Here is a 22,290-nt window from a genome sequence, read left to right as displayed (position 1 = left end):
CCAAGGGGTGAATCTGGACGACATCCTGCGGCGGCGCGTCGAACGGCAGTTCCTCGGCGCCACCCGCGGCCGGGACGTGGTCGAGGTGGCCCGCCGGCTCAGCGGGATCCACGCCCAGGTGGCGTCGTCCGCCCAGGCCGCGACCGACCTGCGCGCCGGGACCGGTCACGACCTCGAGCAAGCCCTGCACCGCGACCGTACGCTGGTCCGGACGTGGGCCGCCCGCGGGACGTTGCACCTGCTCCCGGCCGATGACCTGCCGTACTGGGTCGCGGCGATGAGCACCCGGACCCGGGAGACCACGGGTTCCTGGCTCACGTACCACGGCGTGACCGCGGAGCAGATGGCCGACATCATCGCCGCGGTGCCCGACGTGCTGAGCGACACGCCGCTGACCCGGGAGGAGCTGTCCGCCGCCATCATCGCGGCGACCGGGCACACCGGGCTGAGCGAACCGCTGACCCAGGGCTTCGGCGCGATCCTCAAGCCGCTCGCGTTCCGGGGACTGCTCTGCTCCGGGCCGCCGCGCGGCCGCAATGTGACGTTCGTGGCGCCCCGTGCCTGGCTGGGTGACTGGGAACCGGTCGGCACCGAGCAGGCCGTGGACCGCCTGGCGCTCGCCTACCTGGACGCCTACGGGCCGGCCGGGTCCACCGAGTTCGCCCGCTGGTTCGATCTGAGGCCGGCGCTGGCCAAGAAGTCGTTCGCACGCCTGGAGCTGGGGCCGGACGGGCTTCCGGAGGGCGCCGAGATGCCCGCGGGCGGCGAGACCGTGCACCTGCTGCCGGCTTTCGACCCGTACGTGGTGGCCGCCACCCGGCAGCTGGACCAGATCTGCAGCGGGCCCCGGTCGGCGGTCTCGCGGCCGCAGGGCTGGATCTCCCCCACGCTGGTGGTCAACGGTCGCATCGAGGGGGTCTGGGAGCGCAAGGACGGGGTGCCGGTGATCACAACTTTCGGCAAACTACCCGCGGCCGTACGCCGTGCTCTCCCACCGGACGCGAACCTGGTGGACGGGCGCCGTACGCTGGTTGTGTGACAGTACGAGTACGCTTCGCCCCCTCACCGACCGGAATGTTCCATGTCGGCGGCGCCCGTTCCGCGCTGCAGAACTGGATCGTCGCCCGCCAGAGCGGTGGCGCCTTCGTCCTGCGTATCGAGGACACCGACGCGGCCCGCAACCGTCCCGAGTGGACCGAGGGCATCATCTCGGCGCTGGACTGGATCGGCATCGAGCGCGGCACCTATGAGGGCCCCTACTTCCAGTCCTCGTATGCGAGCGAACACACCGCCGCGGCCACCCGCCTCTATGGCGAGGGCCGCGCCTACTACTGCGACTGCACCCGAGACGACATCGTCGCCCGCGCCGGCAACACCCACACCGGCTACGACGGCTTCTGCCGCGAGCGCGCGCTCGGCCCCGGCGAGGGGCGCGCCCTGCGCTTCCGCACCCCGGACGAGGGCTCGACCGTGGTGGTCGACCTGGTCCGGGGCGAGCCCACGTTCGAGAACAAGCTCCTCGAGGACTTCGTGATCGCCCGCAGCAACGGGACCGCGGTCTTCCTGCTGGCCAACGTGGTCGACGACATGACCATGGGCATCACCCACGTGATCCGGGCCGAGGAGCACCTGCCCAACACCCCCAAGCAGCAGCTGCTGTGGGAGGCGCTCGGGGTCAAGCCCCCGATCTGGGCGCACGTGCCGGTCATCGTCAACGAGAAGCGCCAGAAGCTCTCCAAGCGCCGCGACAAGGTGGCGCTGGAGTCGTACCGCGACGAGGGTTACCTGGCCGCGGCGATGCGCAACTACCTCATGCTGCTCGGCTGGGCGCCCACCGGCGACCGCGAGATCGTGCCGTGGCAGGTCGTCGAGGACGAGTTCAAGCTCGAGGGCGTCAACCACTCCCCGGCGTTCTTCGACGTGAAGAAGCTGCGGGCGTTCAACGGCGAGTACATCCGCGCGCTCTCGTCCGAGGAGTTCGCGGCCGTGTGCGCGCCGTGGCTCGGCGGCACCGAGACGATCCCGGCCCCGCCGTGGGACCCGGAGTCGTTCGACATGCAGGTCTTCGCCGACGTCGCGCCGCTCGCCCAGACCCGCATCGCGGTGCTGAGCGAGATCGTCGACTACGTGGACTTCTTCTTCCTGGCCGAGCCGGTCTCCGACGAGCAGTCGTGGAACAAGGCGATGAAGGAGGGCGCCGCCGAGATCCTCGACGCCGCCACGGCCGCGTTCGGCGCTCTCGAGCAGTGGGCGGCCGAGCCGCTGAAGGCCGCACTCGAGCGGGTCGGCGAGGAGCGCGGGCTCAAGCTGGGCAAGACCCAGGCTCCCGTACGCGTCGCGGTCACCGGCCGTACCGTCGGTCTTCCGCTCTTCGAATCACTCGAGGTCCTGGGCCGGGAGAAGACGCTCGCCCGCATCGTGGCGGCCCGCGCAAAGATCTCCTGAACATTTCGTAACCATTTCGGTACGCGCGCTCCGAGACATTCGGTGCGCGCGTACCTATTGATGCAACCAGCAGGTCAGGGCCACGCGTCATAGGGGTGGAGGTATCCACGGCAAGGGTGACCGAGACCCCGATCACTTGCTTCCGCTGGGTACTATTCGCCCGCCGATCAGCTCCCCGTCCCAGGTGACCGCCCCTTCGCCGCGATCCGATTCCGGATGGCTCCAAAAGGTCGTCGCCCCGGGATGCGCCCGGGCCGGTCTGCGGGGAAGCTGGTCTGCGGAGAGTGCTGTGCCGACGCAGGCGTGGCGGATCATGCCCATCATGCAGGCGGGGGAGGCCGAACGGTGGCTCGAGGGATGTTCATGCGGATCGTTTCCGGGGCGGGCGCGCTGGTCGCGACGGTCGCGATCGGTCTGTCCCTGGCATCGGCGCCGGCCAGTGCCGCACCCGCGGCCCCGACCGCGGTCATGGTCGCGGGCAAGTTCGACGGCGGCAAGCTGACCATCCAGCAGGCCGAGCACCCGGACGCCTACCAGCGACTGCTGGGCGAGGTGAACTGGCTGAGCTCCGCCACGCCGACCACCACCCAGCCCAAGGCCGACAAGCTCGGCCTCAAGCTCACCGTCACCGTGCTGGTCAAGAACAAGGCCAGCCAGGTCTACGATGTCTACCCGCTGGCCGCGGGCGGCCCCCGCGCGTTCCGGCCGGCCAAGCAGCCGACCGGCAAGAAGACCCCCGGCTGGTTCTACGGCCGGCTCACCATGTCGGAGTCCCTGCGCGTCGCCGGGGTCCCGCTCGAGCAGCGGACCGACATCGTCACCGGCGGCATCGGCGGCGGCTCCGGCTCGGACGTCGTCAACGAGGAGCTCGACCCGCTGGCCGTCGGCAAGGACGTGGTCGCCCAGCTGCAGCAGCTCTTCCTGCTCAACGGCGCGGTGCTCCTGGTGGTCCTGCTCGGCCTCGCCGGCGTCGCGTTCCTGATCCGCCGCCGCATCTAGAGTCGGATCAGCCCACCGGCCGGACCGGGACCTGCAGGACCGGGCAGGCCGGGGCCGGCGTGTTGCAGCGCTCCCCCAGCCCGAAACCGTCCAGCAGGTGCGGGTCCGTCGCCGCCTCGGCGGCCTCCCGGGTGGACAGCGGCGGCTCACCCCGCTCCCGGTCCCCCGTGCCGCGCTCGCCGGTCGCCTGGACGGCCACCGTGCGCCCGTCCACGACCCGGCGCGCGATCACCTCGTGCACCTGCCAGTCCTGGTCCTCGGTCCGGTCGTAACGGGCATAGTCGAAACCGGACGCCGTACGGTCCGGTTGCGCGCAGGAAGTCGGGTCCGCCAGCACCGGCAGGCACAGCCCGGCCGGGGCGTCGAAGACCGCGACCTCGACCAGCCCGCGCGGGGCACCCCCGGCGTCCAGCACGGCGTACTGCCGCCAGCCCGGACCGGAGAACGGCGGGCGCGGCACGATCTGCAGGTCCTTGGCGTCCACCGGGACAGCGAGCACCTTCAGGACCGGGTCCAGCACCCCGGACGGACGGGGCTGGGCCACCGCCACGGCCGCCGTCGAGCGCGGTTTGGCCCCCGGGAGCAGGACCGTCGTGAGGGCGTACCCGAGAGAGACGACGAGCGCGACGGCCACCAGACCGGCCAGCACGACCGAGCGGGCCCGGCGCCGGCGCAACCGGTCCGCCCGCCGGAAGATGTCGTCGACCGCGTCGCCGAGTTCCGGCTCACCGGCACAGGCCCGTTCCAGGACCGTGGTCATCGCGGCGCTCATCGGGCCGGCGCCGGCTGGGTCGCGCGCAGCAGCTCGCCGAACGCGGCCAGACCCTCCGCCTCGTACTCGGTGACCTTGCTGCCGTCCAGGCCCAGCACGTCGGCCGTCTCCCCCACCGCCAGGTGACAGAAGTGGTGCAGCACCAGGACCGCGCGGCACTTCGGTGACAGCCGGCGCAATGCGTCCAGCACGAGCACGGTGAAGACGTCGCTGAGCGCGGCGTCGGCGTCGGACTCCCCGGCCGTCTGCGGCGGCGCGACGAAGACGTGCTCACGGCGGCCGTGACCGGGCTTGAACGCGGCCATCAGATCCCCGTACGCCCACAGGTCGAGGTCGCCGACGTCCTGATCGGTCAGCGCCCGGGCCAGCGTGCCCCGGGCGAGTGCACCGGCCCGCGTCCAGTCGCCGCACATCAGGAACGCGGCGCGGCGCAGGTGGGCGTACCGCTGAGCCACGTATTCGTCGGTCATCGGGCCTCCCTCTCGCCTCTTTATAGGGCACCGCGGGGTGGCCTCGCCGCCGAACGGGTTCACGCGACCCGGACGGTGACCTCCACGAGCCGGACCAGGTCGTCCAGGTCCGCGTCGAACTCCGCGTCCGGCGGCTGCGCGGTGGTCCCGGGCAGGCCGCCGGTGACCTCGCCGGTGGTGTAACCGAGCAGGAAGGCGCAGATCATCCGGGTCAGCCTCGGCACGGTCGGCGCGGGCACGCCCGCGTCGTGCAGCGTGGCCCGCAGCGCCGCGGTCAGCCAGGCTCCGCCGGCCGAGGGACGGTTCAACATCAGCGGGTACGCGCCGGGGTGCCGCAGGGACAGTCCGCGGACCGCCCGGCCCAGCGCCCGCAGCCGCTGCCGCCAGTCGATGTCGGCCGCTTCCTGGGTGTCGTCGCTGCCCAGTTCCAGGTGCAGCAGTTCGACCAGGCCGTCGAGCAGCGCGTCCTTGCCCCCGACGTACGGGTAGAGCGCCATCGAGGTGAGCCCGACGCGTTCGGCGACCGCGCGCATGGACATCGCGGCGAGCCCGCGCTCGTCCACAAGCGCCATGGCCTGGTCGAGGATGAGCCGTCTCTTGTCGTCCACCCGCCCACCGTGGGCGCCCGGCCCGGCAACAGCCGACGGGCGCGCCGCACGGTCACACCACGGAGTGAGCTTTACCGCGCTTCTCGGCCGAGGGGGAGCAGGCTCAGCACCAGCGGCCGGGGGGACGGCCTCGGCCGGCGGCGCGGCGGCGGGGGCGGACGGCGCCGTGCAGGTGGGCGCCGGCCCAGCCGTGCAGGTGGGTCCGGCAGCCGACACGGTGCGGGAAGTCGTCGGCGGGTTCCTCGATCACCGGGACGGCGATCTCGGCGCAGTCCTGCTCCCCGTCGGGGCGTACGCCCTCGTGGTCCGTCACTTCCGCCTCCTTCCGTTCGTGTCGCCGGGTCGTCGGCACCGCTCTCATCGGCATCGCGGGGCCTGGCTTGACCCTGATCGGAGCCGAGTTGTCCAGACCGTAGCCGCGTGGCACTAGGACGACACACTGCCAGGTCACCGACCGGAATCGCGGGGAAGGCGCACCGCTATTACGGACAAATATCTCAAAAGGTACGCCTCCTCCCGCGCGCGTCGCCGCCCCGGACCGGCCTGCCATGCTGGTCCGGTGGCACGCAAATCCGGGAGTACCGCCCCACCTCTGGCCGCCACCCTGCCCCGGGTCGAGCGCAGCGCCGGAGCGCTGGCCTCGGCCAGCGTCGCCCGGATGGAAGAAACCCTGCCGTGGTTCCGGGCCCTGCCCGCCGATCAGCGGTCGTCGGTCATGCTCGTCGCCCAGGCCGGCATCCGCTCGCTGGTCGAGTGGCTGCGCTCGGGCGGCACCGCCGCCGGCACCCAGGAGATCTCCGACGAGGTCTTCGCGGCCGCGCCCCGGACCCTGGCCCGGGCCATCACGCTGACCCAGACGGTCCAGCTGATCAAGGCCACCATCGACGTCGCCGAGTCCGAGGTGCAGGTGCTCGCCGCACCCGGCGAGGAGGACGCGCTGGACCGGGCGATCCTCAAGTTCTCCCGGGAGATCGCCTTCTCGGCGGCCCGGGTGTACGCGCGGGCAGCCGAGACCCGGGGTGCGTGGGATGCCCGCTTGCAGGCCCTGCTGGTCGACGCACTGCTGCGCGGTGACTCCTCCGACGTGCTGGCCAGCCGGGCAGCGGCCCTGGGCTGGGCCGACGCCCCGCCGGTGGCGGTCGTGGTCGGCCGCTCCCCCGGCGGCGACCACGCCGTGGTGCTGCACACGGTCTACCGGGCCGCCCGCCGGGCCCGCGTCGAGATCATCGGTGGCGTGCACGGCGACCGGATCGTGGTGGTGATGGGTGGCGCCGCCGACCCGATCGCCATCGCCGGGCAGCTCGCCGACGCGTTCGGCGAGGGGCCGATCGTCGTCGGGCCGGCCGTGCCGTCGCTGGACCAGGCGACCGAGTCGGCCCGCGCCGCGCTCGCCGGCTTCCGGGCCGCGTCGGCGTGGCCGGGAGCACCGAAGCCGGTGGCCGCCGACGCCCTGCTGCCCGAACGCGTGCTGGCCGGGGACCCCGAGGCCCGCCGGGCACTGCGTCACGACGTGTACGGCTCCCTCGCCCGGGCCGGCGGCGGCCTGCTGGAGACGCTCGACGCGTTCTTCGCCGCGGGCGGGGTGCTGGAGAGCGCAGCCCGCGAGCTGTATGTGCATCCCAACACGGTCCGTTACCGCATCAAGCGGATCACCGAGGTCGTCGGGCTCTCCCCGCTGGACGGACGGGACGCGTTCGCGCTACGGACGGCGCTCGCCGTGGGACGCCTGGACCCCGCGAACTAAGTACCGGAAATCATCCGTAGGACGACAAATCGCGGGGCCGTTGTAGGAATCCCACAATGTTGGTCGTAGGGTTTCGTGCAGTGCGACACCACCGGATCCACCCCCGATCCGGAAGAGTCGTCCCCGTGCTCGCTGTACTCTCGCCCGGCCAGGGCTCCCAGAAGCCCGGCTTCCTTTCTCCGTGGCTCGAACTCCCTGGCGCCGAGGCCCGGCTGACCTGGTGGTCCGCGCTCGCGGGCGTCGACCTGGTCCACCTCGGCACGCTCGCGGACGCCGAGGAGATCAAGGACACCGCGCGCACCCAGCCGCTGCTGGTGGCCGCCGCCCTGCTCGCCGCCGAGCACCTGCCGCTGGCCGGCGTCGGCCTCGTCGCCGGCCACAGCGTCGGTGAGCTCGGTGCCGCGGCCGTCGCCGGGGTGCTCACCCCGGAGACCGCGATCACGCTCGCCGGGATCCGGGGCCGCGAGATGGCCGCCGCCTGCGCGCTGGAACCCACCGGCATGAGCGCCGTCCTCGGTGGTGACGCCGACGAGGTGGTCGCCGCGATCGAGGCGCACGGGCTGTACCCGGCCAACCGCAACGGCACCGGCCAGATCGTCGCCGCCGGCGCCCTGGACGCGCTCGCCGGACTGGCCGCCGAGCCGCCCGCGTCCGCCCGGGTCCGGGCACTGGCCGTCGCCGGGGCGTTCCACACGCCGTACATGGCCCCGGCCGAGCAGGCCCTCGGCATCGTCGCGGCCGGCGCCCCCGTCGCCGGCCCGGCGCGGATCCTGCTGTCGAACCTGGACGGCACCGCCGTGACCGACGGCGCCGAGATGCTGCGGCGCCTGGTCGGCCAGGTCACCGCACCGGTCCGCTGGGACCTGGTCATGCGGACGCTGCGCGAACGGGGCGTCACCGGCGTCATCGAACTGCCCCCGGCCGGCACCCTGGCCGGACTCGTCAAGCGCGAGCTCAAGGGCGACGGCCTCCCCGAGATCGTCACCCTCAACACGCCCGCCGACCTGGACGCCGCCCGCGACCTCATCGCGCGCCACGGTGCGACCGACCCGACTGCGACCGAAGGAGCACGACCATGACCGCGGGTTCCCGCATTGTGGCGATGGGCCACTATCAACCCTCGCGGGTGGTCACGAACGACGACCTGGCCCAGATCATCGACACCAACGACACGTGGATCCGCGACCGGGTCGGCATCGCCGAACGCCGGGTCGCCGACGCCGAGTCGGTCTCCGACATGGCCACGTTCGCCGCGGAGAAGGCCCTGGCGGCCTCCGGGCTGAGCGCCGCCGACATCGACATGGTCGTCGTCGCCACCTGCTCGTCGATCGACCGCTGCCCCAACGTCGCGACCCGGGTCGCGGCCCGGCTCGGCATCACCGCACCGGCCGCGTTCGACGTGAACACCGCGTGCTCCGGCTTCTCGTACGGCCTGGCCACCGCCGACCACGCGATCCGCGCCGGGGCCTCCCGTAACGCCCTCGTGATCGGCGCCGAGAAGCTGTCCGACCTGATCGACTGGACCGACCGCACCACCGCCATCCTGTTCGGTGACGGTGCCGGAGCGGCCGTGGTCAGCCCCGTCGCCGACGGCGAGCAGGTCGGCGTCGGCCCGGTGCTCTGGGGATCCGCCCCGGACAAAGGCGATGTCCTGCGGATCGAGGGCTGGCAGCCGTACATCAAGCAGGACGGCCAGAGCGTCTTCCGGTGGGCGACCACCGCGCTGGCGCCGTTCGCGCTGCAGGCGTGCGAGCGGGCCGGCATCAAGCCCTCGGAGCTGGCCGCGTTCGTGCCGCACCAGGCGAACACCCGGATCATCGACGGCATCGTCAAGCGGCTCGGCCTCGGTCCCGAGGTCGTCGTGGCCAAGGACCTCGTCGAGTCCGGCAACACCTCCGCGGCGAGCATGCCGCTGGCCCTGTCGAAGCTCATCGAGCGGCGTGAGGTGCCCTCGGGCGCCCCGGTGCTGCTCTTCGGCTTCGGCGGCGGCCTCACCTACGCCGGACAGGTCATCCGCTGTCCGTAAGCACGACCCATCCACAGAGCAAGACCCATTGAAAGGAAAGAACCACTGATGGCAACTCGCGAAGAGATCACCGCAGGCCTCGCCGAGATCCTCGAAGAGGTCGCCGGGGTGAACCCGGAGGACGTCAACGTGGACAAGAGCTTCACCGACGACCTGGACGTCGACTCGCTCTCCATGGTCGAGGTCGTCGTGGCCGCCGAGGAGAAGTTCAGCGTGAAGATCCCGGACAACGAGGTCCAGAACCTCAAGACCGTCGGCGACGCCGTCTCCTTCATCGAGGCGAACCACTGACATGAGCAGCACAGACGTCGTCGTCACCGGGCTCGGCGCGACGACCCCGCTTGGCGGGGACGTCGCGTCCACCTGGGACGCCATGCTCGCCGGCCGCTCCGGGGTGACTGCGCTCACCCAGGAGTGGGCCGCGCAACTGCCCGTACGCATCGCCGGTCAGCTCGCCGTCGACCCGTCCGAGATCATCGAGCGGGTCCGGCTGCGCAAGCTCGACCGTTCCGAGGCGATCGCGCTGATCGCCGCCAAGCAGGCCTGGGCCGACTCCGGCCTGGCGGACTCCGGGCTCGACCCGGAACGCCTGGCCGTCAGCTTCGGCAGCGGCATCGGCGGTGCGGTCACCCTGCTCAACCAGGACGACATCCTGGAGGCCTCCGGGCCGCGCCGGGTCAGCCCGCACACCGTGCCGATGCTCATGCCCAACGGGCCCGCCGCCTGGATCGGCATCGACCTGGGGGCCCAGGCCGGCGTGCACGCCATGGCCAGCGCCTGTGCCACCGGGGCCGAGGCGATGTCCCTCGCCCTCGACATCATCCGCTCCGGCCGCGCCGACGTGGTCGTCGCGGGCGGCACCGAGGCGGTCATCCACCAGCTCCCGATCGCCGGTTTCGCGTCCATGCGGGCCATGTCGACCCGCAACGACGACCCGACGGCGGCCTCCCGGCCGTGGGACAAGGGCCGCGACGGGTTCGTCATGGGCGAGGGCGGCGGCGCGCTGGTCCTCGAACGGGCCGACCACGCCATCGCCCGCGGTGCGCGGATCTACGCCCGCCTCGCGGGAGCCGGCATCACCTCGGACGGATACGACATCGTCCAGCCCGACCCGGACTGCAAGGGTGGCATCCGGGCGATGACCAAGGCGATCCAGGACGCCGGCCTGACCGGCGCCGACATCGCCCACGTCAACGCGCACGCCACCTCGACACCGGCCGGTGACATGGGCGAGATCAAGGGCATCCGGGCGGCCATCGGCACCCACCCGGTCATCACCTCGACCAAGTCCATGTCGGGCCACCTGCTCGGCGCGGCCGGCGCACTCGAGTCGATCGCCACCATCCTGGCCATCCGGGACAGCGTCGTACCCCCGACGATCAACCTGGACGACCCGGACGAACGCCTCGACCTGGATGTGGCGGCCCACAAGGCCCGCCCGCTCGACATCCCGGCCGCGGTGAACAACTCGTTCGGCTTCGGCGGTCACAACGTGGCTCTGGTCTTCACCCGCTTCTGACCTGGTACTTCCGGCTGAGGGCGTCCCCATGTGGGGGCGCCCTCAGCCGTCTCACGGCGTCACGACGACCTTGCCGCGCAGCCCGCCACCCTCGGCGAGCCGGTGCAGCTCCGGCAGGTCGGTGAGGTCGCCGCGCCCGGTGATGTCCAGCTTGATCACCTCGCCGTCGACCAGCGCGACGAGCGCTCCCAGGCCGGCCGGATCGTGGCGTACGACCATGTGCCAGGCCGCCACGTCGTCCGTAGCGGGCACCGGGGTGGCCACGGTGACCACCCGCCCGCCGGGCCGGACCAGTGCGGGCAGGGCGGCGGCCGCGGCATCCCCGATAGCAGCGCAGTTCACCACGGCGTCCACCGGCTCGCCGGGCCGCAACGGGCCGGCCGTGTAGTCCAGCACCTCGTCGGCGCCCCTCGCGGCACCACGGGAGGCCGCGATCACGTAGGCGCCGCGGTGCTTGGCGATCTGGACGGCGAACCCGCCGATCCCGCCGCCGGCCCCGTTGATCAGCACCCGCTCGCCCGCTCTCACCCGAGCATGCTCGACGACGGCCTGCCACGCGGTCAGCCCGGCCAACGGCAGCGCCGCCGCGTCGGCGAGCGGGACCGAGACCGGTGCGGGCACCAGCCGTCCGGCGGGTACGACCGCGAACTCCGCGGCGGCACCCCGGTCCAGCCGGCCGATCATGGGCACCCCCGCCACCTCCCCGGCCACGTCCCAGCCCAGGGTCACCGGCAACGTCACCGGCAGGAACGCCGCGAGCGCCCCGGACCGCAGTGCCGCCTCGGTCGGATTCATCGACGTCGCGGCCACCTTGATCAGCACTTCACCGTCCCCGGCCACCGGCAGGTCGAGCTCTTCGACGCGAATCACGCCCGGGTCGCCGTACCGATAAATGCGCGCAGCTCTCATGCACCGACCGTAAGCAGACCGCGTGCGACGGACCATGCTTGAAAAGCGCGAAAACCTTCGTCAGAGTCTTGGCATGGATGTGCTGAGCGAGGTCCTGGCCGTGCACCGCACCGGGCGGCCGCGCTCGATGCTGCTCGGCTGGAATCCGCCCTGGGCAGAGCAGTTCGCGGCCCCGCCCGGCGCGATGGGCTTCCAGGCGGTCCTGCGGGACGGCTGCTGGCTGCTCCCGCCGGCCGGGCGGCCGGTCGCCCTGAACACGGGCGACATCGTCTTCCGCCCGCACGGCCGCCCGCACGCGCTGGCGACCTCCCTCGACGCCACACCCGATCCCTGCACCCCGGCACCCGGACCCGCACCACGCGGCTCGGGGACGCAGCTGCTGTGCGGAGCGTACGAGCTGGGCACGGGCCAGGCCCACCCGCTGCTGCGCCGGCTGCCCGAGTGCATCATGGTCACCCCGGCCACGGAGCTGCGGTCCGTCACCGCACTGCTCGCCGCCGAGCTGCGTGACCCCGGGCCGGGCACCGGTGCCGTCGTCCCGGCGCTGCTGGAGACGATGTTCGCCTACCTGTTGCGGGAGCGCCTCACCGGACGGCACGGTCCGCTGGTCGATCCGGCGGTGGCGACGGCGCTGGAAGCCCTGCACGGTGACCCGGGCCGGGCCTGGACCGTGGCCCAGCTCGCCGCGCTGGCCGGCGTCTCCCGGGCCGCGTTCGCCCGCCGTTTCACCGCCCGGGCCGGCCGGCCGCCGCTTGCCTACCTCACGTGGTGGCGGATGACCCTGGCGGCCCGGCGCCTGCGCGGGTCGGCCGACACCGTGGCGGCTGTCGCCCATGCCGCCGGGTACGCCAACGAGTTTGCCTTCACGACGGCCTTCCGCCGCCACCACGGGGTCCCACCGGGCCGTTACCGGCGGTCAGACGCTGTGTTCGGAGATGTCCACGTCGGCGTCGATGGACACCAGGAACGCCAGGTCGGCGATGGTGAGATGCCAGCCCAGCAGTGACTCCGGCGGGCCGTCCTCGGCGGCTTCCGGCTCGAGGTCGTCGACCTCGAAATACCGGACGATGTGCAGCGCGGCCTCGATCTCGCCCGGCTCCACCAGGGTGCGGATCCCGTTGGCGATCGGGCGGATCCGGTCGAGGACCTCGGTGACCTGCTCGTCGACGGTCATCCGCGGCTTGCGGCATTCCACCGCCCACGTGTGGGTGGCCGGCACCGGCGGGGACGACTGCCGGGCGCCTCGGACCCCGACCCGGTCGGGCTTGAACCCCAGTCTCGTGGTTATCTCTTCCGCCGTCGTGGCGTCGCTCTTCAGGGCGAAGTACACATACTGCTTGACCGATACCGAGCCCTCGTCTTCACTCACACCCGAACGCTATCCCCCAGATCAGCGGCGGCCGGATCAGGGGCAGGCCGTCCGGGGGAGGGTGCCGACCTGGACCGGGGAGGTGCCGGGTGCGGTGGCCTTGCCGGCGATGACCGCGGCCAGGGCCCGCAGCGACAGCGGGCTGGAGGAGTAGGTCGCGAGCAGGGCCGGGGACGTGGCCCGGGCCAGGAGGCCGGGGGTGTCCATGCTGACCGTCACCGCCGCGCCGGGGCTGAGGTCGATGGCCTTGTCGCCGTAGCCGACGAGGTGGACCACGGAGCCGCCGGCCGCCTGGACCTTCATGCCCGCCTCCTGCAGGGACGCGACGAGGGCGGCACGGGCCGCCTCACGGCCGCCGGAGGCGGTCACGGTGACCGGGCCGGTGATCAGGGGGCCGGTGCAGGCGCCGCGCAGGATGGTGACGGAGGCCGCGTCGGCCGCGCTCACGGCCTCGTGGTGCGCCGGGGAGTCCAGGACGGTGAGGGCCGGCTGGGGGTGGGCCGCCCGGCTGAACTTCAGGGTCAGGATGCGGGTGACCGCCTCGACCAGGCGCTCGCGCTTGAGGGTGCCGTTCTCGAGGCCGGCCAGGATGCCGTCGCGGGCCGCGCCGAGGTCCGGCGGCATGAGCAGCATGTCGTTGCCCGCGTTGAGGGCCCGGACCGCCGCCTCGCCGGCCGGCCACTTCATCGCCGGGGCCATGTTCATCGCGTCGGTGACGGCGACGCCCTTGAAGCCGAGGTCCTTGCGGAGCACGTCGGTCATGATCTTGTGAGAAAACGTGGCCGCGACGCCCTTGTCGAGGCCTTCGACGTCGAGGTGGCCGGACATGACCACGCCGGCGCCCGCGTCGATCCCGGCCTGGAACGGTGGCAGGTCCTCCCGCTTCCACTTGTCGGCGGACTGCTTCACCACCGGAAGGTCGTCATGGCTGTCGCCGGTGGTGTGGCCGTGGCCGGGGAAATGCTTGAGCGCGGCGGTCACCCCGGCGCCCTGCAGACCGCGGACGGCCGCCTCGGTCTGGGCCGCGTTGCCGGCCGGGTCGGCGCCGAACGAGCGGGAGCCGATGACCGCGTTGCCCTGCGGGCCGAGGGTGTCGGCGACCGGGGCGAAGTCGAGGTTGATGCCCATCGCGGCCAGCTCGGCACCGGCGGCACCCCAGGCGCCCCGGGTGAGCTCGGGTCTGCCGGCGGCGCCGAACGCCATCGCCGCCGGCAGCAGCGTGACCCCGGTGCGGACCCGGGTCACCACGCCGAACTCCTGGTCGGTGCCGATCAGCAACGGCGCCCCGCCGGGCAGCGCGCGGGCCGCGGCCTGCAGGCCGTCGGTGAGCGCGCGGACCTGCGCCGGGCTGTCGACGTTGGTCGCCGGGTTGGTGGCGCCGGTCGGGTCGTCCGGCGCGAACGCGACCAGGATCAGGCCGCCCAGCCGGAATTTCGCGATCATCTCGGCGGGGGTGTCCACCCCGGCGATGCCCTGGTTGCCCGCGGCGGCACCCTTGTCAACAGTGACGGCGTCGTCGCCGTACGCGTAGGGCATCAGGACCTGGCCGGCCAGGTCGGCGTCGCTCATCGCGGCCAGGGCACTCGCGGGATCAGCGGCAGCAGCCGGAGAAGCGGACGTAGCCGCGGACCCGGACGGAACCGGGGCCGCGGCCGAGGGTCGGCTGACCGGGGTGTCGTTACCGCAGGCAGCCAGAAGGAACCCGAGAGAAACTGCCGTAGCCCCGCGCAACGCCCTTGTCATGGCCGACATTGGATCAGCAGGGACCGATCGACCACAAACCGGCGCCGTCCCGCCTGTGGACAACCTCAGGGGCCGCCCAACGCCAGCCGGACGCCGAACGCGGTGAGGACCGTGCCGGTCACCCGGTCGAGGACGCGCCGGGCGCGGGGACGACCGAGGACCCCGCGCAGGCGGTGGGCAAGCGCCACGAGCAGCGCCGACCAGGCCGTGCCCAGGACGACGTGGATCAGGGCCAGAAGGACACCGAACCGGAAGACGGGCATCCCGGCGGGGATGAACTGCGGGAGCAGCGCCACATAGAACGCGCCCATCTTCGGGTTGAGCAGGTTGGTGAGCAGCCCGCGGCGGAAGCCGCCACCGAACAGGGGCCCGGCGAACAGGGGCCCGGCGAATAGGGGGCCGGCGATCGACGCGGCCGGCCGGCGACGGGTGCTCCACAGCAGGCTCAGACCCAGCCAGACGAGGTAGGCCGCGCCGACCCAGCGCAACGTCTCATAGGCGACGTGGGACGCGGTGAAGATCGCGGTGACCCCCGCCGCGGTGAGGACGCCCCAGATCAGGGTGCCGCTCTGGATGCCGAGCACCACGCCCCAGGCCTGCCGGGGCGCGCCGGCCGCGGCGGTCCGCAGGATGAGTGCGGTGTCCATGCCCGGGGTCACGGTCAGCAGAGCGATCACCGCGACGAAGCCGAGCAGGGACGCCGCCATCAGCCCACCCTGGTGAGCAGCGTGACCGGGGCGCCGTCGCCCGCGTAGCGGTAGGGCTCGAGCTCCGCGTCCCAGGCCGTGCCGAGTGCCTTTTCCAGGGCATGCGACAGCGCCTCGGGAGCCCGGGCCGCCGCCATGAGGGAGCGGAGCCGGTCCTCGCCGATCTGGATGTCACCGGAGGCGCCGATCGTGCCGCGGAACAGGCCGCGGCCCGGCACGTGCATGAAGCGCTCCCCGTCGACGCCGGGGCTCGGTTCCTCGGTGACCTCGAAACGGATCATGGGCCACTGCCGGAGGGCAGCCGCCAGCTCTGCGCCAGTTCCTGGCCGTCCGGTCCAGCTGCACTCCGAGCGTCGCATGCCGGGATCGACCGGTTGCGCGCTCCAGTGCAAATTGACCGGCGCGGTCAGGACGCGCGCGATCGCCCATTCGACGTGCTGGCACACGGCGAGTGGGGTCGAGTGGACGTATACGACGCCACACGTTGGCACGGTGACCTCCCGGAGACCGAGGTGCGTCTTCCCCTACGACCTCGACCGCGGTTGATCGTGCTCCATGATGCCGCGTGGTACGGATGGTGCGCCAGAGAAACCGCAATATCGACTTGGGGATTGCCGTAGTGGCACATCAGACCTAACGTCCCGAGCCTGGTCCCCGGTATGGCCCGGGGTAAATCGTGTAGGCTGGCTGCGGCATTTTCTGCCGACACCCGTCCTTCTCAAGGAGTACCGCTGTGGCTGGCAACACCTCAAAGACCGCCCGCGCATCCGTCCGCGCCGGCCAGGCAGGCGCGGGTGGCGCCCTCAGCGTGCTCGGTGAGTTCAAGTACCTCATCCCGCTCGCCGACGGCCGCTTCGCGTACGTGCGCAACCTGACCAACGGCAAGACCAACCGCATGAAGACCGACTCCGACGCGTTCGTCGAGGAGATCCGCACCCTCACCGCGGCGGGCCACGGTGCCAAGATCCGCGCCGAGCTGCAGGGTTACCAGACGTCCTTCCCGAAGCACGGCTGGGACGCCACCGAGAAGCGCCTCGTGGACGCGGGCGTCTTCGAGGCCTGATCGGCCCTATGCACCAAAAGGCGCTCCGGGAGACCCGGAGCGCCTTTTGTCGTGCCCGCGTCACGGGCGGACGGATCAGGTGAGCAGGTCGACGCAACCGGTGTCGAGGTCGTACACCGCGCCCGCGATGCTGACCCGGCCCGCCGCCACCGCCTCCGGGACCCCGGCCACGTCGCGCATGCGTCGTACGGTGCGGTTCACGTGGGCCCGCATGGCCTTCGCCCCCACGTCGGGGTCGCCCAGGCCGACGCCGAGCACCGCCGGCGCGATCTCGTCGACCAGGTAGCCCACGTCGCCCTCGGGGCGGGTGCCGGCCCGCAGCGACGACACCGTGGCGTCCACGGCGCCGCAGCGGACGTGGCCGAGCACCACGATCAGCGGGACGTTCAGCGCCGAGACCGCGAAGCCGACCGAGCCGAGCACCGCCCGGTCCACCACGTGACCGCCGGAGCGGATCACGCAGATGGAGCCGAACGTCTGGTCGAAGATCGCTTCCAGGGGCACGCGGGAGTCGATGCAGCCGAGCACGACCGCGTGCGGCAGTTGCCCGCCCGACGCGGACGCCGCGGCGGCGACTTCATGACCGTGCACCGGCTTGCCGCTGACAAAACGGCGGTTACCGGCGAGCAGTTCGGCCAGCGCGTCGGCCGGTCGCACGATCCGCGTGGGGGAATCTGCAGGTGAGGGGCCCGTCATGGCGTTGATTCTCTACGAGTGACCGCCGCCGGGCACCGGGTGGGATCCACATCACGTCGCAAAAAGCATGATCCATGTGGCGGATGGCATTTCGGGCGTACGGGAGTGACGCTTATTACCCGTGGGTACTACGGGGCCGTGCGATCCACGGAGGTGCCCATGCCCGAGCGTTCGGAGTTCACGCTCGCCGACGGTGTCCGTCTGTCCGTCGAGACATCCGGACCGGTCGACGCGCCGGTCACCGTTGTCTTCCTGCACGGATGGTGCCTGAACCAGCGCACCTGGCGGCATCAGGCCGACGCGCTGCGCGGCACCAGGACCCGGGTGATCACGTACGACGCCCGCGGCCACGGGCGTTCCGGCAGCACCCGGCTGGGCTCGGCCACCCTGGCGCAACTCGGCGACGACCTGGCCGAGGTGCTCGACGCGTACGCGCCGGGCCGCAAGGTCGTGCTCGCCGGGCACTCCCTGGGCGGCATGACGATCATGGAGTACGCGGCGTCGCGCCCGGACGAGTTCGCCGCCCGGGTCGCCGGCCTGCTGCTGGTCTCCACCACCGCCGAGGGGTCGTCGCGCACCTGTTACGGGCTTCCCACCCAGCTCACGCCGCTGCTGCGGCCGCTGGAGGAGACCGGGGCGGGCATCCTGGCCCGGCTCGGGGCGTGGCGCCCGCACCAGGCGATGCGTCCCGCGCTGCAGCCGGTGGTGCGCTGGTTGCTGTTCGGCGACGAATACGACCCCGCCGACCTGGCCACGACCATGTCGGCGTTCGGACAGGCGTCGCTGCGCTCGATCGGTGGCTTCCGGCCCTCGGTCAGCGCCCAGCGCCGGGTGGACACCCTGACCGCGCTCGCCGGTGTCCCGGCGGCTGCCCTGGTCGGCGACCGGGACCGTCTGACGCCTCCGGCCTGCGCCGAAGCGATCGCGGGCGCGCTGGCCGGCACCGACCTGACGGTCTTCCCGGGCGCCGGGCACATGCTGATGATGGAGCGCCGCGACGAGGTCACCGCCGCCCTGAACGGCGTGCTCGAGAAGGTCGTCCTGGAACAACCCGGGCGCCGCCGTGGTTACGAGAAGGCCGCATAGCCGCTGACGGGCGTGCCGCCGTCGACGTAGCTGACCGTGCAGGAGTAAATTCGATTGCCCCTGCACACAGGGGGGGCACTTTCAGAACCACCAGCGGGGAGCATGACCGACTTGAGCGACGCCCACGTCCTGCAGCAGGAGATAGCTGTCGAGCAGGAGCACGTCGACCGGGTGTACAAGCGTCTCGGTGAACTGCGCCGGGAGGCGTCCAGCGCCGAGAAGGAGGGCTACCAGCTCGCCGGGGTCGGCACCTTCGGCGCCCTGGTGGAACGCGACGCCATGGTGTTCCACGCCGCGCGGCGCCGGCATGCCCTCGACACCGAGTACGAAGGCCTGGTCTTCGGCCGCCTCGACATGAACACCGGCGCCAAGCACTACGTCGGCCGGATGGGCATCCGTGACGCGGAGTCCCAGTCCATGGTCGTCGACTGGCGGGCACCGGCCGCCGCCGCGTTCTACCGCGCCACCCCGGCCGACCCGCTCGGGGTGGTCCGCCGGCGCATGATCCAGTCGGCCCGGGAGAAGGTCAACGGGATCGAGGACGACCTGCTCGACCCCGAGGCCGCCCCCGACGACATGCGCATCGTCGGTGACGGCGCGCTGCTGGCCAGCCTCTCCAAGGCCACCGGCAAGGGCATGCGGGACATCGTCTCGACGATCCAGCGGGAGCAGGACGACGCGATCCGCTCCCCCGCGTCCGGCGTGACGATCGTGACCGGCGGCCCCGGCACCGGCAAGACCGCCGTGGCGCTGCACCGCGCCGCGTACCTCCTCTATGCCGACCGCAACCGCTTCGCCGGCGGCGGCATCCTGGTCGTCGGCCCGTCCGGGGTCTTCGTCAACTACATCGCGACGGTGCTGCCGTCGCTCGGCGAGGACACCGCCACGCTGCGGTCGCTCGGCTCGCTGGTGCCCGGTTACGACGCGACCCGGGTCGACCCGACCGACGTCGCGGCGATCAAAGGCTCGCTGCGGATGCGCCGGGTGCTCGAACGCGCCTCGCACGACGCGGTGCCCGGCGCCCCGACCGAGCTGCGCCTGCTGTACCGCGGCGCGCTGCTGCGGCTCGACGCGGCCGACCTCGAGCGGATCCGGCGCAAGGTGCTGACCAAGGGCGCCCGGCGCAACGAGATGCGCGGTGTCGGCTTCGACCGGCTGTTCGACGCGCTCTGGGCGCAGGCCAAGGGCTCGGTGCGCACCATGCCCGAGAAGAAGGAGTTCGAGTCCGAGCTCGCCGACCGCACCGACTTCCGCGACTTCCTGAAGGCCTGGTGGCCCCGGTTCACCCCGATGCGGGTACTGCGCTGGATGGCCGACCCGGCGCGGCTCCGGTCGTACACCAACGGTCTGCTCTCGAAGGAAGAGATCACGCTGTTGCAGGGCTCGTTCGACGCGCTCGCCGAGCACGGCCCGACGATCTCCGACGTGGCCCTGCTGGACGAGCTGGACGAGCTGATGGGCCGGCCGCGCAAGCCGCAGCAGCGCCGGACCGGCAGCCCGTTCCACGTGCGCGACGGGGTCCAGGAAGTCAGCATGTCCATCGAGCGCCAGAACGCCGGCCAGCAGCGGGCCGAGCGCGAGGAGGACTACCGCGACTACGCGCACGTCGTCGTGGACGAGGCCCAGGACGTGTCGCCGCTGCAATGGCGCATGATCGGCCGGCGCGGGCAGTACGCCTCCTGGACCATCGTCGGGGACCCCGCCCAGACCGCGTGGCCGGGTGACCTGGCCGAGCTCGACGCGGCGCGGGACCGCGCGCTCGCGACCCGCAAGCGCCAGACCTACGAGCTGACCACCAACTACCGCAACTCGTCGGAGATCTTCGAGGTCGCCGCCCGGGTGATCCGCAAGCTGATGCCCGATCTGCGGCTGCCCCGGGCGGTCCGCAGCACCGGCGTCGAGCCGGTCGAGCACATGGTGGCGGCCGCCGAGCTGGCCCAGGTGGTCCGCGACGCGGCCGAGAAACACCTGGCCGACGTCGACGGCACGATCGGGGTCATCACGCCGGTCCCGCGCCGCGACGAGATGGCCGGGTGGGTGGCCGGGCTCCCGGAACGCGTCCAGGTCGTGACCGCGCTCGAGGCCAAGGGCATGGAGTACGACGCGGTCGTGCTGGCCGAGCCCGCGGAGATCGCGACCGACGCCAGCGGGGTGCGGACGCTGTACGTCGCTCTTTCGCGAGCGACGCAACGTCTGACGACCGTAGGATCGAAAGACTGGTAAGGCAGATGTCGTAGCTCGGTGGTGGGTGCGGACCGTCGCTCACGCCGAGGCCGGGCGGGGGCCCAGCATTCGCTGGCCCTCGCCCTTCATTCTGCGTGAGTGGTTCGCCTCTCATTCTGCGTGAGTGGTTCGCTCGGCGTTCACGCTCGCGTAGGCGCGCTTGTCCGGTCGGCTCACTACCGTGCTCGCGGTGTTGCGAATCCGGCTCACTCTCGCTCTGTCCATATTCCTCACCTTTGCCGGCCTGTCCGGTGCCCCGGCGCTCGCCCGGGCAGCCGATCAGCACGGCGTCGCCACGATCGACGCCACGGCCGTCGCGCTCGGCGCCACGAAGACGATCCCGGTCCGTACCAGCGTCTGCTGCACAGGCGCGGGCCAGCCCGTCGCGTACACCGGGCAGCTGACCGTCACGGTGGACGCCGCCGGGGCCGCCGGCGTGCTGACCACCACGGTGTCCGGCCCCGGCTGCACGACCGCCGGCACCGTCACGACCTGCCGCGTCCCGATGACCGCGGCCACGATCGTCGACACCGGCATCATGCTGACCGCGGCCGCCGCTCCGGACGCGGCGGTCGGCGGCAGAGCCTCGTACGCGTTCACGGTGCAGGGCCCGGAGCTGGCCGCCTGGAGCGGTGTCAGCGGCCCGATCGAGGTCACCGGGCACGGCCCCGACCTGCGTACGCAAGACACCAGCGCGACCGGCACCGTGCAGCCGGGCGGGCACACGTCGTTCCGGCCGGTGCTCACCAACGTCGGCGACCGGCCGACGACCTGGGTGGGGTTCTACCTGGACAACGCCTACGACACCACCGTCGACGGCCCGCAGCGTTTCGCAGACTTCGACTCGCACTACGGGAACTGCTACTACTGGACCCAGTACGACGACTACGACTCCGCCGAGTGCTACCTCCCGCTGGTCATCCAGCCCGGCGAGTCCGTCCGCGCGACCGCACCGATCGGCCTGACGCTGCGCGGATCCGCCCCGCACAAGGCGGTCGCCGGGGTGCGCTACTACGTGGGCGCCGAGACCGCGCTGGGCGAGTCCTGGGGCCGGGAGTTCGGCGACGGGCCCGACCTGGCGTTCGAGCCGTTACCCGGCAGCCGCGCCGCGCTCGACCCGCCGGACGCCGACATCTACGACGGTGACGCCCGCTTCCGCTTCCGCACCGGCCCCAACAAGGCCGACGCCGGCGCCACCGTGTCCGCGTCCGAGGAGTCGCTCGACAACCCGGCACTGTCGACCGTCACGGTGGCGGCGACGAACCACGGTCCGGCCCACGTTTTCGCCAAGGCCGGCCGTGCGGGTGCGACGATGTTCCTGGCGCTCACCGTGACGTTCCCGGCCGGCACCACGGTCGTCACGATCAAGAACTTCAATCCGGAGTACGACGCCTGGTGCGCACCGGTGGTGAACGGCCGCCCGCTGTGGCCGGCCTCGATCCGGGAGCAGGGCAAACCGCAGGGCCTCGTCTACCGCTGCGTCGGCCGGCAGGATCTGACGGTCGGCGGTTCCTTCCGGGCAGACTTCGACGTACGCCCGCCGGCCGGCACGAGGGGCCGGGTCATCGTGGCCGCCTCCGGGCTACCGAACGACCCGACCAGGGCGAACGACATCGCCACCACTCTGATCGGCAAGAAAGCCACGAACCCCGGCCCGAGCGCGGGCAGCGGCCCCGGCTCCGCACCCGGAGACGGCTCCGGCCCGAACGCCGGCGGCGGCTCTGATCCGGACACCGGCAGCGGTGGGGAAGGCGGCGGCTCGCTGCCGATCACCGGGGCACCCGCGGCCGGGATCGCGGTCGCCGGCGTCTCGGTGCTGATCGCCGGCCTCATGCTGATGCTCGGCACCCGACGGCGGCGCCAGACCTGACGAACAAACCCGCCCCGAGCACTTCCGGCCTCACGCACCCG

The 22,290-nt window shown here is 72.3% G+C and carries 23 protein-coding genes; 13 read left to right on the top strand and 10 right to left on the bottom strand.

Features of this window, described 5'->3' with window-relative positions:
* Positions 1 to 7 precede the first annotated feature (7 nt).
* From ACIA6A_RS13485 to ACIA6A_RS13475, 3 genes are all read left to right on the top strand, one after another.
* Positions 8 to 1,039: a winged helix DNA-binding domain-containing protein gene (locus ACIA6A_RS13485; protein ID WP_396097855.1), complete on the top strand. Its 1,032-nt coding sequence runs from the start codon at positions 8 to 10 to the stop codon at positions 1,037 to 1,039.
* The gene (gene gltX, locus ACIA6A_RS13480) at positions 1,036 to 2,445 is read left to right on the top strand and encodes a glutamate--tRNA ligase (protein ID WP_396097853.1); all 1,410 of its coding nucleotides are present in this window, start codon (positions 1,036 to 1,038) and stop codon (positions 2,443 to 2,445) included. The genes ACIA6A_RS13485 and gltX overlap by 4 nt, the downstream gene beginning before the upstream one ends.
* A 363-nt stretch (positions 2,446 to 2,808) precedes the next feature.
* Entirely contained in the window at positions 2,809 to 3,444 is a 636-nt protein-coding gene (locus ACIA6A_RS13475) for a hypothetical protein (RefSeq protein WP_396097851.1), read from the top strand.
* A 7-nt stretch (positions 3,445 to 3,451) separates the two neighbouring features.
* On the opposite strand, the gene ACIA6A_RS13470 is transcribed toward ACIA6A_RS13475, so the two are convergent.
* From ACIA6A_RS13470 to ACIA6A_RS13455, 4 genes are all read right to left on the bottom strand, one after another.
* Positions 3,452 to 4,204 (bottom strand): hypothetical protein, encoded by a 753-nt coding sequence (locus ACIA6A_RS13470; protein WP_396097850.1) that lies wholly within the window; start codon positions 4,202 to 4,204, stop codon positions 3,452 to 3,454.
* A gap of 8 nt (positions 4,205 to 4,212) precedes the next feature.
* The gene (locus ACIA6A_RS13465; protein ID WP_396097848.1) at positions 4,213 to 4,686 is read right to left on the bottom strand and encodes a hypothetical protein; all 474 of its coding nucleotides are present in this window, start codon (positions 4,684 to 4,686) and stop codon (positions 4,213 to 4,215) included.
* Positions 4,687 to 4,745: 59 nt separating this feature from the next.
* The gene (locus tag ACIA6A_RS13460) at positions 4,746 to 5,294 is read right to left on the bottom strand and encodes a TetR/AcrR family transcriptional regulator (RefSeq protein ID WP_396097847.1); all 549 of its coding nucleotides are present in this window, start codon (positions 5,292 to 5,294) and stop codon (positions 4,746 to 4,748) included.
* A gap of 103 nt (positions 5,295 to 5,397) precedes the next feature.
* Positions 5,398 to 5,607 (bottom strand): hypothetical protein, encoded by a 210-nt coding sequence (locus ACIA6A_RS13455; protein WP_396097846.1) that lies wholly within the window; start codon positions 5,605 to 5,607, stop codon positions 5,398 to 5,400.
* A 246-nt stretch (positions 5,608 to 5,853) separates the two neighbouring features.
* On the opposite strand from ACIA6A_RS13455, the gene ACIA6A_RS13450 reads away from it, so the two are divergent.
* From ACIA6A_RS13450 to fabF, 5 genes are all read left to right on the top strand, one after another.
* Positions 5,854 to 7,038, top strand: coding sequence for a PucR family transcriptional regulator (locus ACIA6A_RS13450; RefSeq protein WP_396097845.1), 1,185 nt, complete (start codon positions 5,854 to 5,856; stop codon positions 7,036 to 7,038).
* A gap of 125 nt (positions 7,039 to 7,163) precedes the next feature.
* Positions 7,164 to 8,117: an ACP S-malonyltransferase gene (locus ACIA6A_RS13445; RefSeq protein WP_396097844.1), complete on the top strand. Its 954-nt coding sequence runs from the start codon at positions 7,164 to 7,166 to the stop codon at positions 8,115 to 8,117.
* Positions 8,114 to 9,064: a beta-ketoacyl-ACP synthase III gene (locus ACIA6A_RS13440; RefSeq protein WP_396097843.1), complete on the top strand. Its 951-nt coding sequence runs from the start codon at positions 8,114 to 8,116 to the stop codon at positions 9,062 to 9,064. Before ACIA6A_RS13445 ends, ACIA6A_RS13440 begins: the two co-directional genes overlap by 4 nt.
* Before the next feature lie 48 nt (positions 9,065 to 9,112).
* Positions 9,113 to 9,355: an acyl carrier protein gene (locus ACIA6A_RS13435; RefSeq protein WP_396097842.1), complete on the top strand. Its 243-nt coding sequence runs from the start codon at positions 9,113 to 9,115 to the stop codon at positions 9,353 to 9,355.
* A 1-nt stretch (position 9,356) separates the two neighbouring features.
* A complete protein-coding gene (gene fabF, locus ACIA6A_RS13430; RefSeq protein WP_396097841.1) occupies positions 9,357 to 10,583 on the top strand; it encodes a beta-ketoacyl-ACP synthase II in 1,227 nt (408 codons plus the stop codon).
* A gap of 51 nt (positions 10,584 to 10,634) precedes the next feature.
* Here the strand turns inward: fabF and ACIA6A_RS13425 are convergent, their stop codons facing one another.
* Entirely contained in the window at positions 10,635 to 11,492 is an 858-nt protein-coding gene (locus ACIA6A_RS13425) for an NADP-dependent oxidoreductase (protein ID WP_396097840.1), read from the bottom strand.
* Positions 11,493 to 11,565: 73 nt separating this feature from the next.
* Between ACIA6A_RS13425 and ACIA6A_RS13420 the strand changes: the two genes are divergently transcribed.
* Complete coding sequence (locus tag ACIA6A_RS13420) at positions 11,566 to 12,498, top strand: AraC family transcriptional regulator (protein WP_396097839.1); 933 nt, start codon at positions 11,566 to 11,568, stop codon at positions 12,496 to 12,498.
* Here the strand turns inward: ACIA6A_RS13420 and ACIA6A_RS13415 are convergent.
* From ACIA6A_RS13415 to ACIA6A_RS13400, 4 genes are read right to left on the bottom strand one after another with little or no spacing between them, the layout of a single operon-like run.
* Positions 12,409 to 12,861, bottom strand: coding sequence for a DUF4279 domain-containing protein (locus ACIA6A_RS13415; RefSeq protein WP_396097838.1), 453 nt, complete (start codon positions 12,859 to 12,861; stop codon positions 12,409 to 12,411). The two genes, ACIA6A_RS13420 and ACIA6A_RS13415, sit on opposite strands and share 90 nt — an antisense overlap.
* Before the next feature lie 36 nt (positions 12,862 to 12,897).
* Positions 12,898 to 14,613, bottom strand: a complete 1,716-nt coding sequence (locus ACIA6A_RS13410) for a glycoside hydrolase family 3 protein (protein ID WP_396097836.1) — start codon at positions 14,611 to 14,613, stop codon at positions 12,898 to 12,900.
* 56 nt (positions 14,614 to 14,669) lie between these two features.
* Positions 14,670 to 15,311: a LysE family translocator gene (locus ACIA6A_RS13405; RefSeq protein ID WP_396097835.1), complete on the bottom strand. Its 642-nt coding sequence runs from the start codon at positions 15,309 to 15,311 to the stop codon at positions 14,670 to 14,672.
* Entirely contained in the window at positions 15,311 to 15,802 is a 492-nt protein-coding gene (locus ACIA6A_RS13400; RefSeq protein WP_396097834.1) for a DUF3145 domain-containing protein, read from the bottom strand. The genes ACIA6A_RS13405 and ACIA6A_RS13400 overlap by 1 nt, the downstream gene beginning before the upstream one ends.
* A gap of 242 nt (positions 15,803 to 16,044) precedes the next feature.
* Between ACIA6A_RS13400 and ACIA6A_RS13395 the strand changes: the two genes are divergently transcribed.
* The gene (locus ACIA6A_RS13395) at positions 16,045 to 16,374 is read left to right on the top strand and encodes a hypothetical protein (protein ID WP_396097833.1); all 330 of its coding nucleotides are present in this window, start codon (positions 16,045 to 16,047) and stop codon (positions 16,372 to 16,374) included.
* Between the two features lie 75 nt (positions 16,375 to 16,449).
* Here ACIA6A_RS13395 and ACIA6A_RS13390 read toward each other — a convergent pair whose 3' ends face one another.
* The gene (locus tag ACIA6A_RS13390; RefSeq protein WP_396097832.1) at positions 16,450 to 17,070 is read right to left on the bottom strand and encodes a carbonic anhydrase; all 621 of its coding nucleotides are present in this window, start codon (positions 17,068 to 17,070) and stop codon (positions 16,450 to 16,452) included.
* Positions 17,071 to 17,229: 159 nt separating this feature from the next.
* Here ACIA6A_RS13390 and ACIA6A_RS13385 point away from each other — a divergent pair, with 159 nt between their 5' ends.
* The 3 genes from ACIA6A_RS13385 (at position 17,230) to ACIA6A_RS13375 (ending at position 22,249) form a co-directional block, all read left to right on the top strand.
* Positions 17,230 to 18,156 carry an alpha/beta fold hydrolase gene (locus ACIA6A_RS13385; RefSeq protein WP_396097830.1) on the top strand — a complete coding sequence of 309 codons (927 nt, stop codon included), beginning with the start codon at positions 17,230 to 17,232 and terminating at the stop codon, positions 18,154 to 18,156.
* Between the two features lie 111 nt (positions 18,157 to 18,267).
* On the top strand, positions 18,268 to 20,379 hold the full coding sequence (locus ACIA6A_RS13380) for a HelD family protein (RefSeq protein ID WP_396098535.1): 2,112 nt from the start codon (positions 18,268 to 18,270) through the stop codon (positions 20,377 to 20,379).
* Positions 20,380 to 20,569: 190 nt separating this feature from the next.
* The gene (locus ACIA6A_RS13375) at positions 20,570 to 22,249 is read left to right on the top strand and encodes a hypothetical protein (protein WP_396097829.1); all 1,680 of its coding nucleotides are present in this window, start codon (positions 20,570 to 20,572) and stop codon (positions 22,247 to 22,249) included.
* The last annotated feature ends 41 nt before the right edge of the window (positions 22,250 to 22,290 follow it).

This window comes from Actinoplanes sp. NPDC051494 (assembly GCF_044454705.1).
Lineage (GTDB): Bacteria > Actinomycetota > Actinomycetes > Mycobacteriales > Micromonosporaceae > Actinoplanes.
The sequence above is the reverse complement of the archived record's forward strand: the minus strand, read 5'-3'. Positions and strand labels throughout refer to the sequence as shown.

Bases quoted from the DNA above. Each gene is read 5' to 3' on its own strand.
- ACIA6A_RS13475 (WP_396097851.1), top strand. From the start codon at position 2,809: ATGCGGATCGTTTCCGGGGCGGGCGCGCTGGTCGCGACGGTCGCGATC.
- ACIA6A_RS13470 (WP_396097850.1), bottom strand. From the start codon at position 4,204: ATGACCACGGTCCTGGAACGGGCCTGTGCCGGTGAGCCGGAACTCGGC.
- ACIA6A_RS13465 (WP_396097848.1), bottom strand. From the start codon at position 4,686: ATGACCGACGAATACGTGGCTCAGCGGTACGCCCACCTGCGCCGCGCC.
- ACIA6A_RS13440 (WP_396097843.1), top strand. From the start codon at position 8,114: ATGACCGCGGGTTCCCGCATTGTGGCGATGGGCCACTATCAACCCTCG.
- ACIA6A_RS13435 (WP_396097842.1), top strand. From the start codon at position 9,113: ATGGCAACTCGCGAAGAGATCACCGCAGGCCTCGCCGAGATCCTCGAA.
- fabF (WP_396097841.1), top strand. From the start codon at position 9,357: ATGAGCAGCACAGACGTCGTCGTCACCGGGCTCGGCGCGACGACCCCG.
- ACIA6A_RS13425 (WP_396097840.1), bottom strand. From the start codon at position 11,492: ATGAGAGCTGCGCGCATTTATCGGTACGGCGACCCGGGCGTGATTCGC.
- ACIA6A_RS13420 (WP_396097839.1), top strand. From the start codon at position 11,566: ATGGATGTGCTGAGCGAGGTCCTGGCCGTGCACCGCACCGGGCGGCCG.
- ACIA6A_RS13410 (WP_396097836.1), bottom strand. From the start codon at position 14,613: ATGTCGGCCATGACAAGGGCGTTGCGCGGGGCTACGGCAGTTTCTCTC.
- ACIA6A_RS13405 (WP_396097835.1), bottom strand. From the start codon at position 15,311: ATGGCGGCGTCCCTGCTCGGCTTCGTCGCGGTGATCGCTCTGCTGACC.
- ACIA6A_RS13390 (WP_396097832.1), bottom strand. From the start codon at position 17,070: ATGACGGGCCCCTCACCTGCAGATTCCCCCACGCGGATCGTGCGACCG.
- ACIA6A_RS13385 (WP_396097830.1), top strand. From the start codon at position 17,230: ATGCCCGAGCGTTCGGAGTTCACGCTCGCCGACGGTGTCCGTCTGTCC.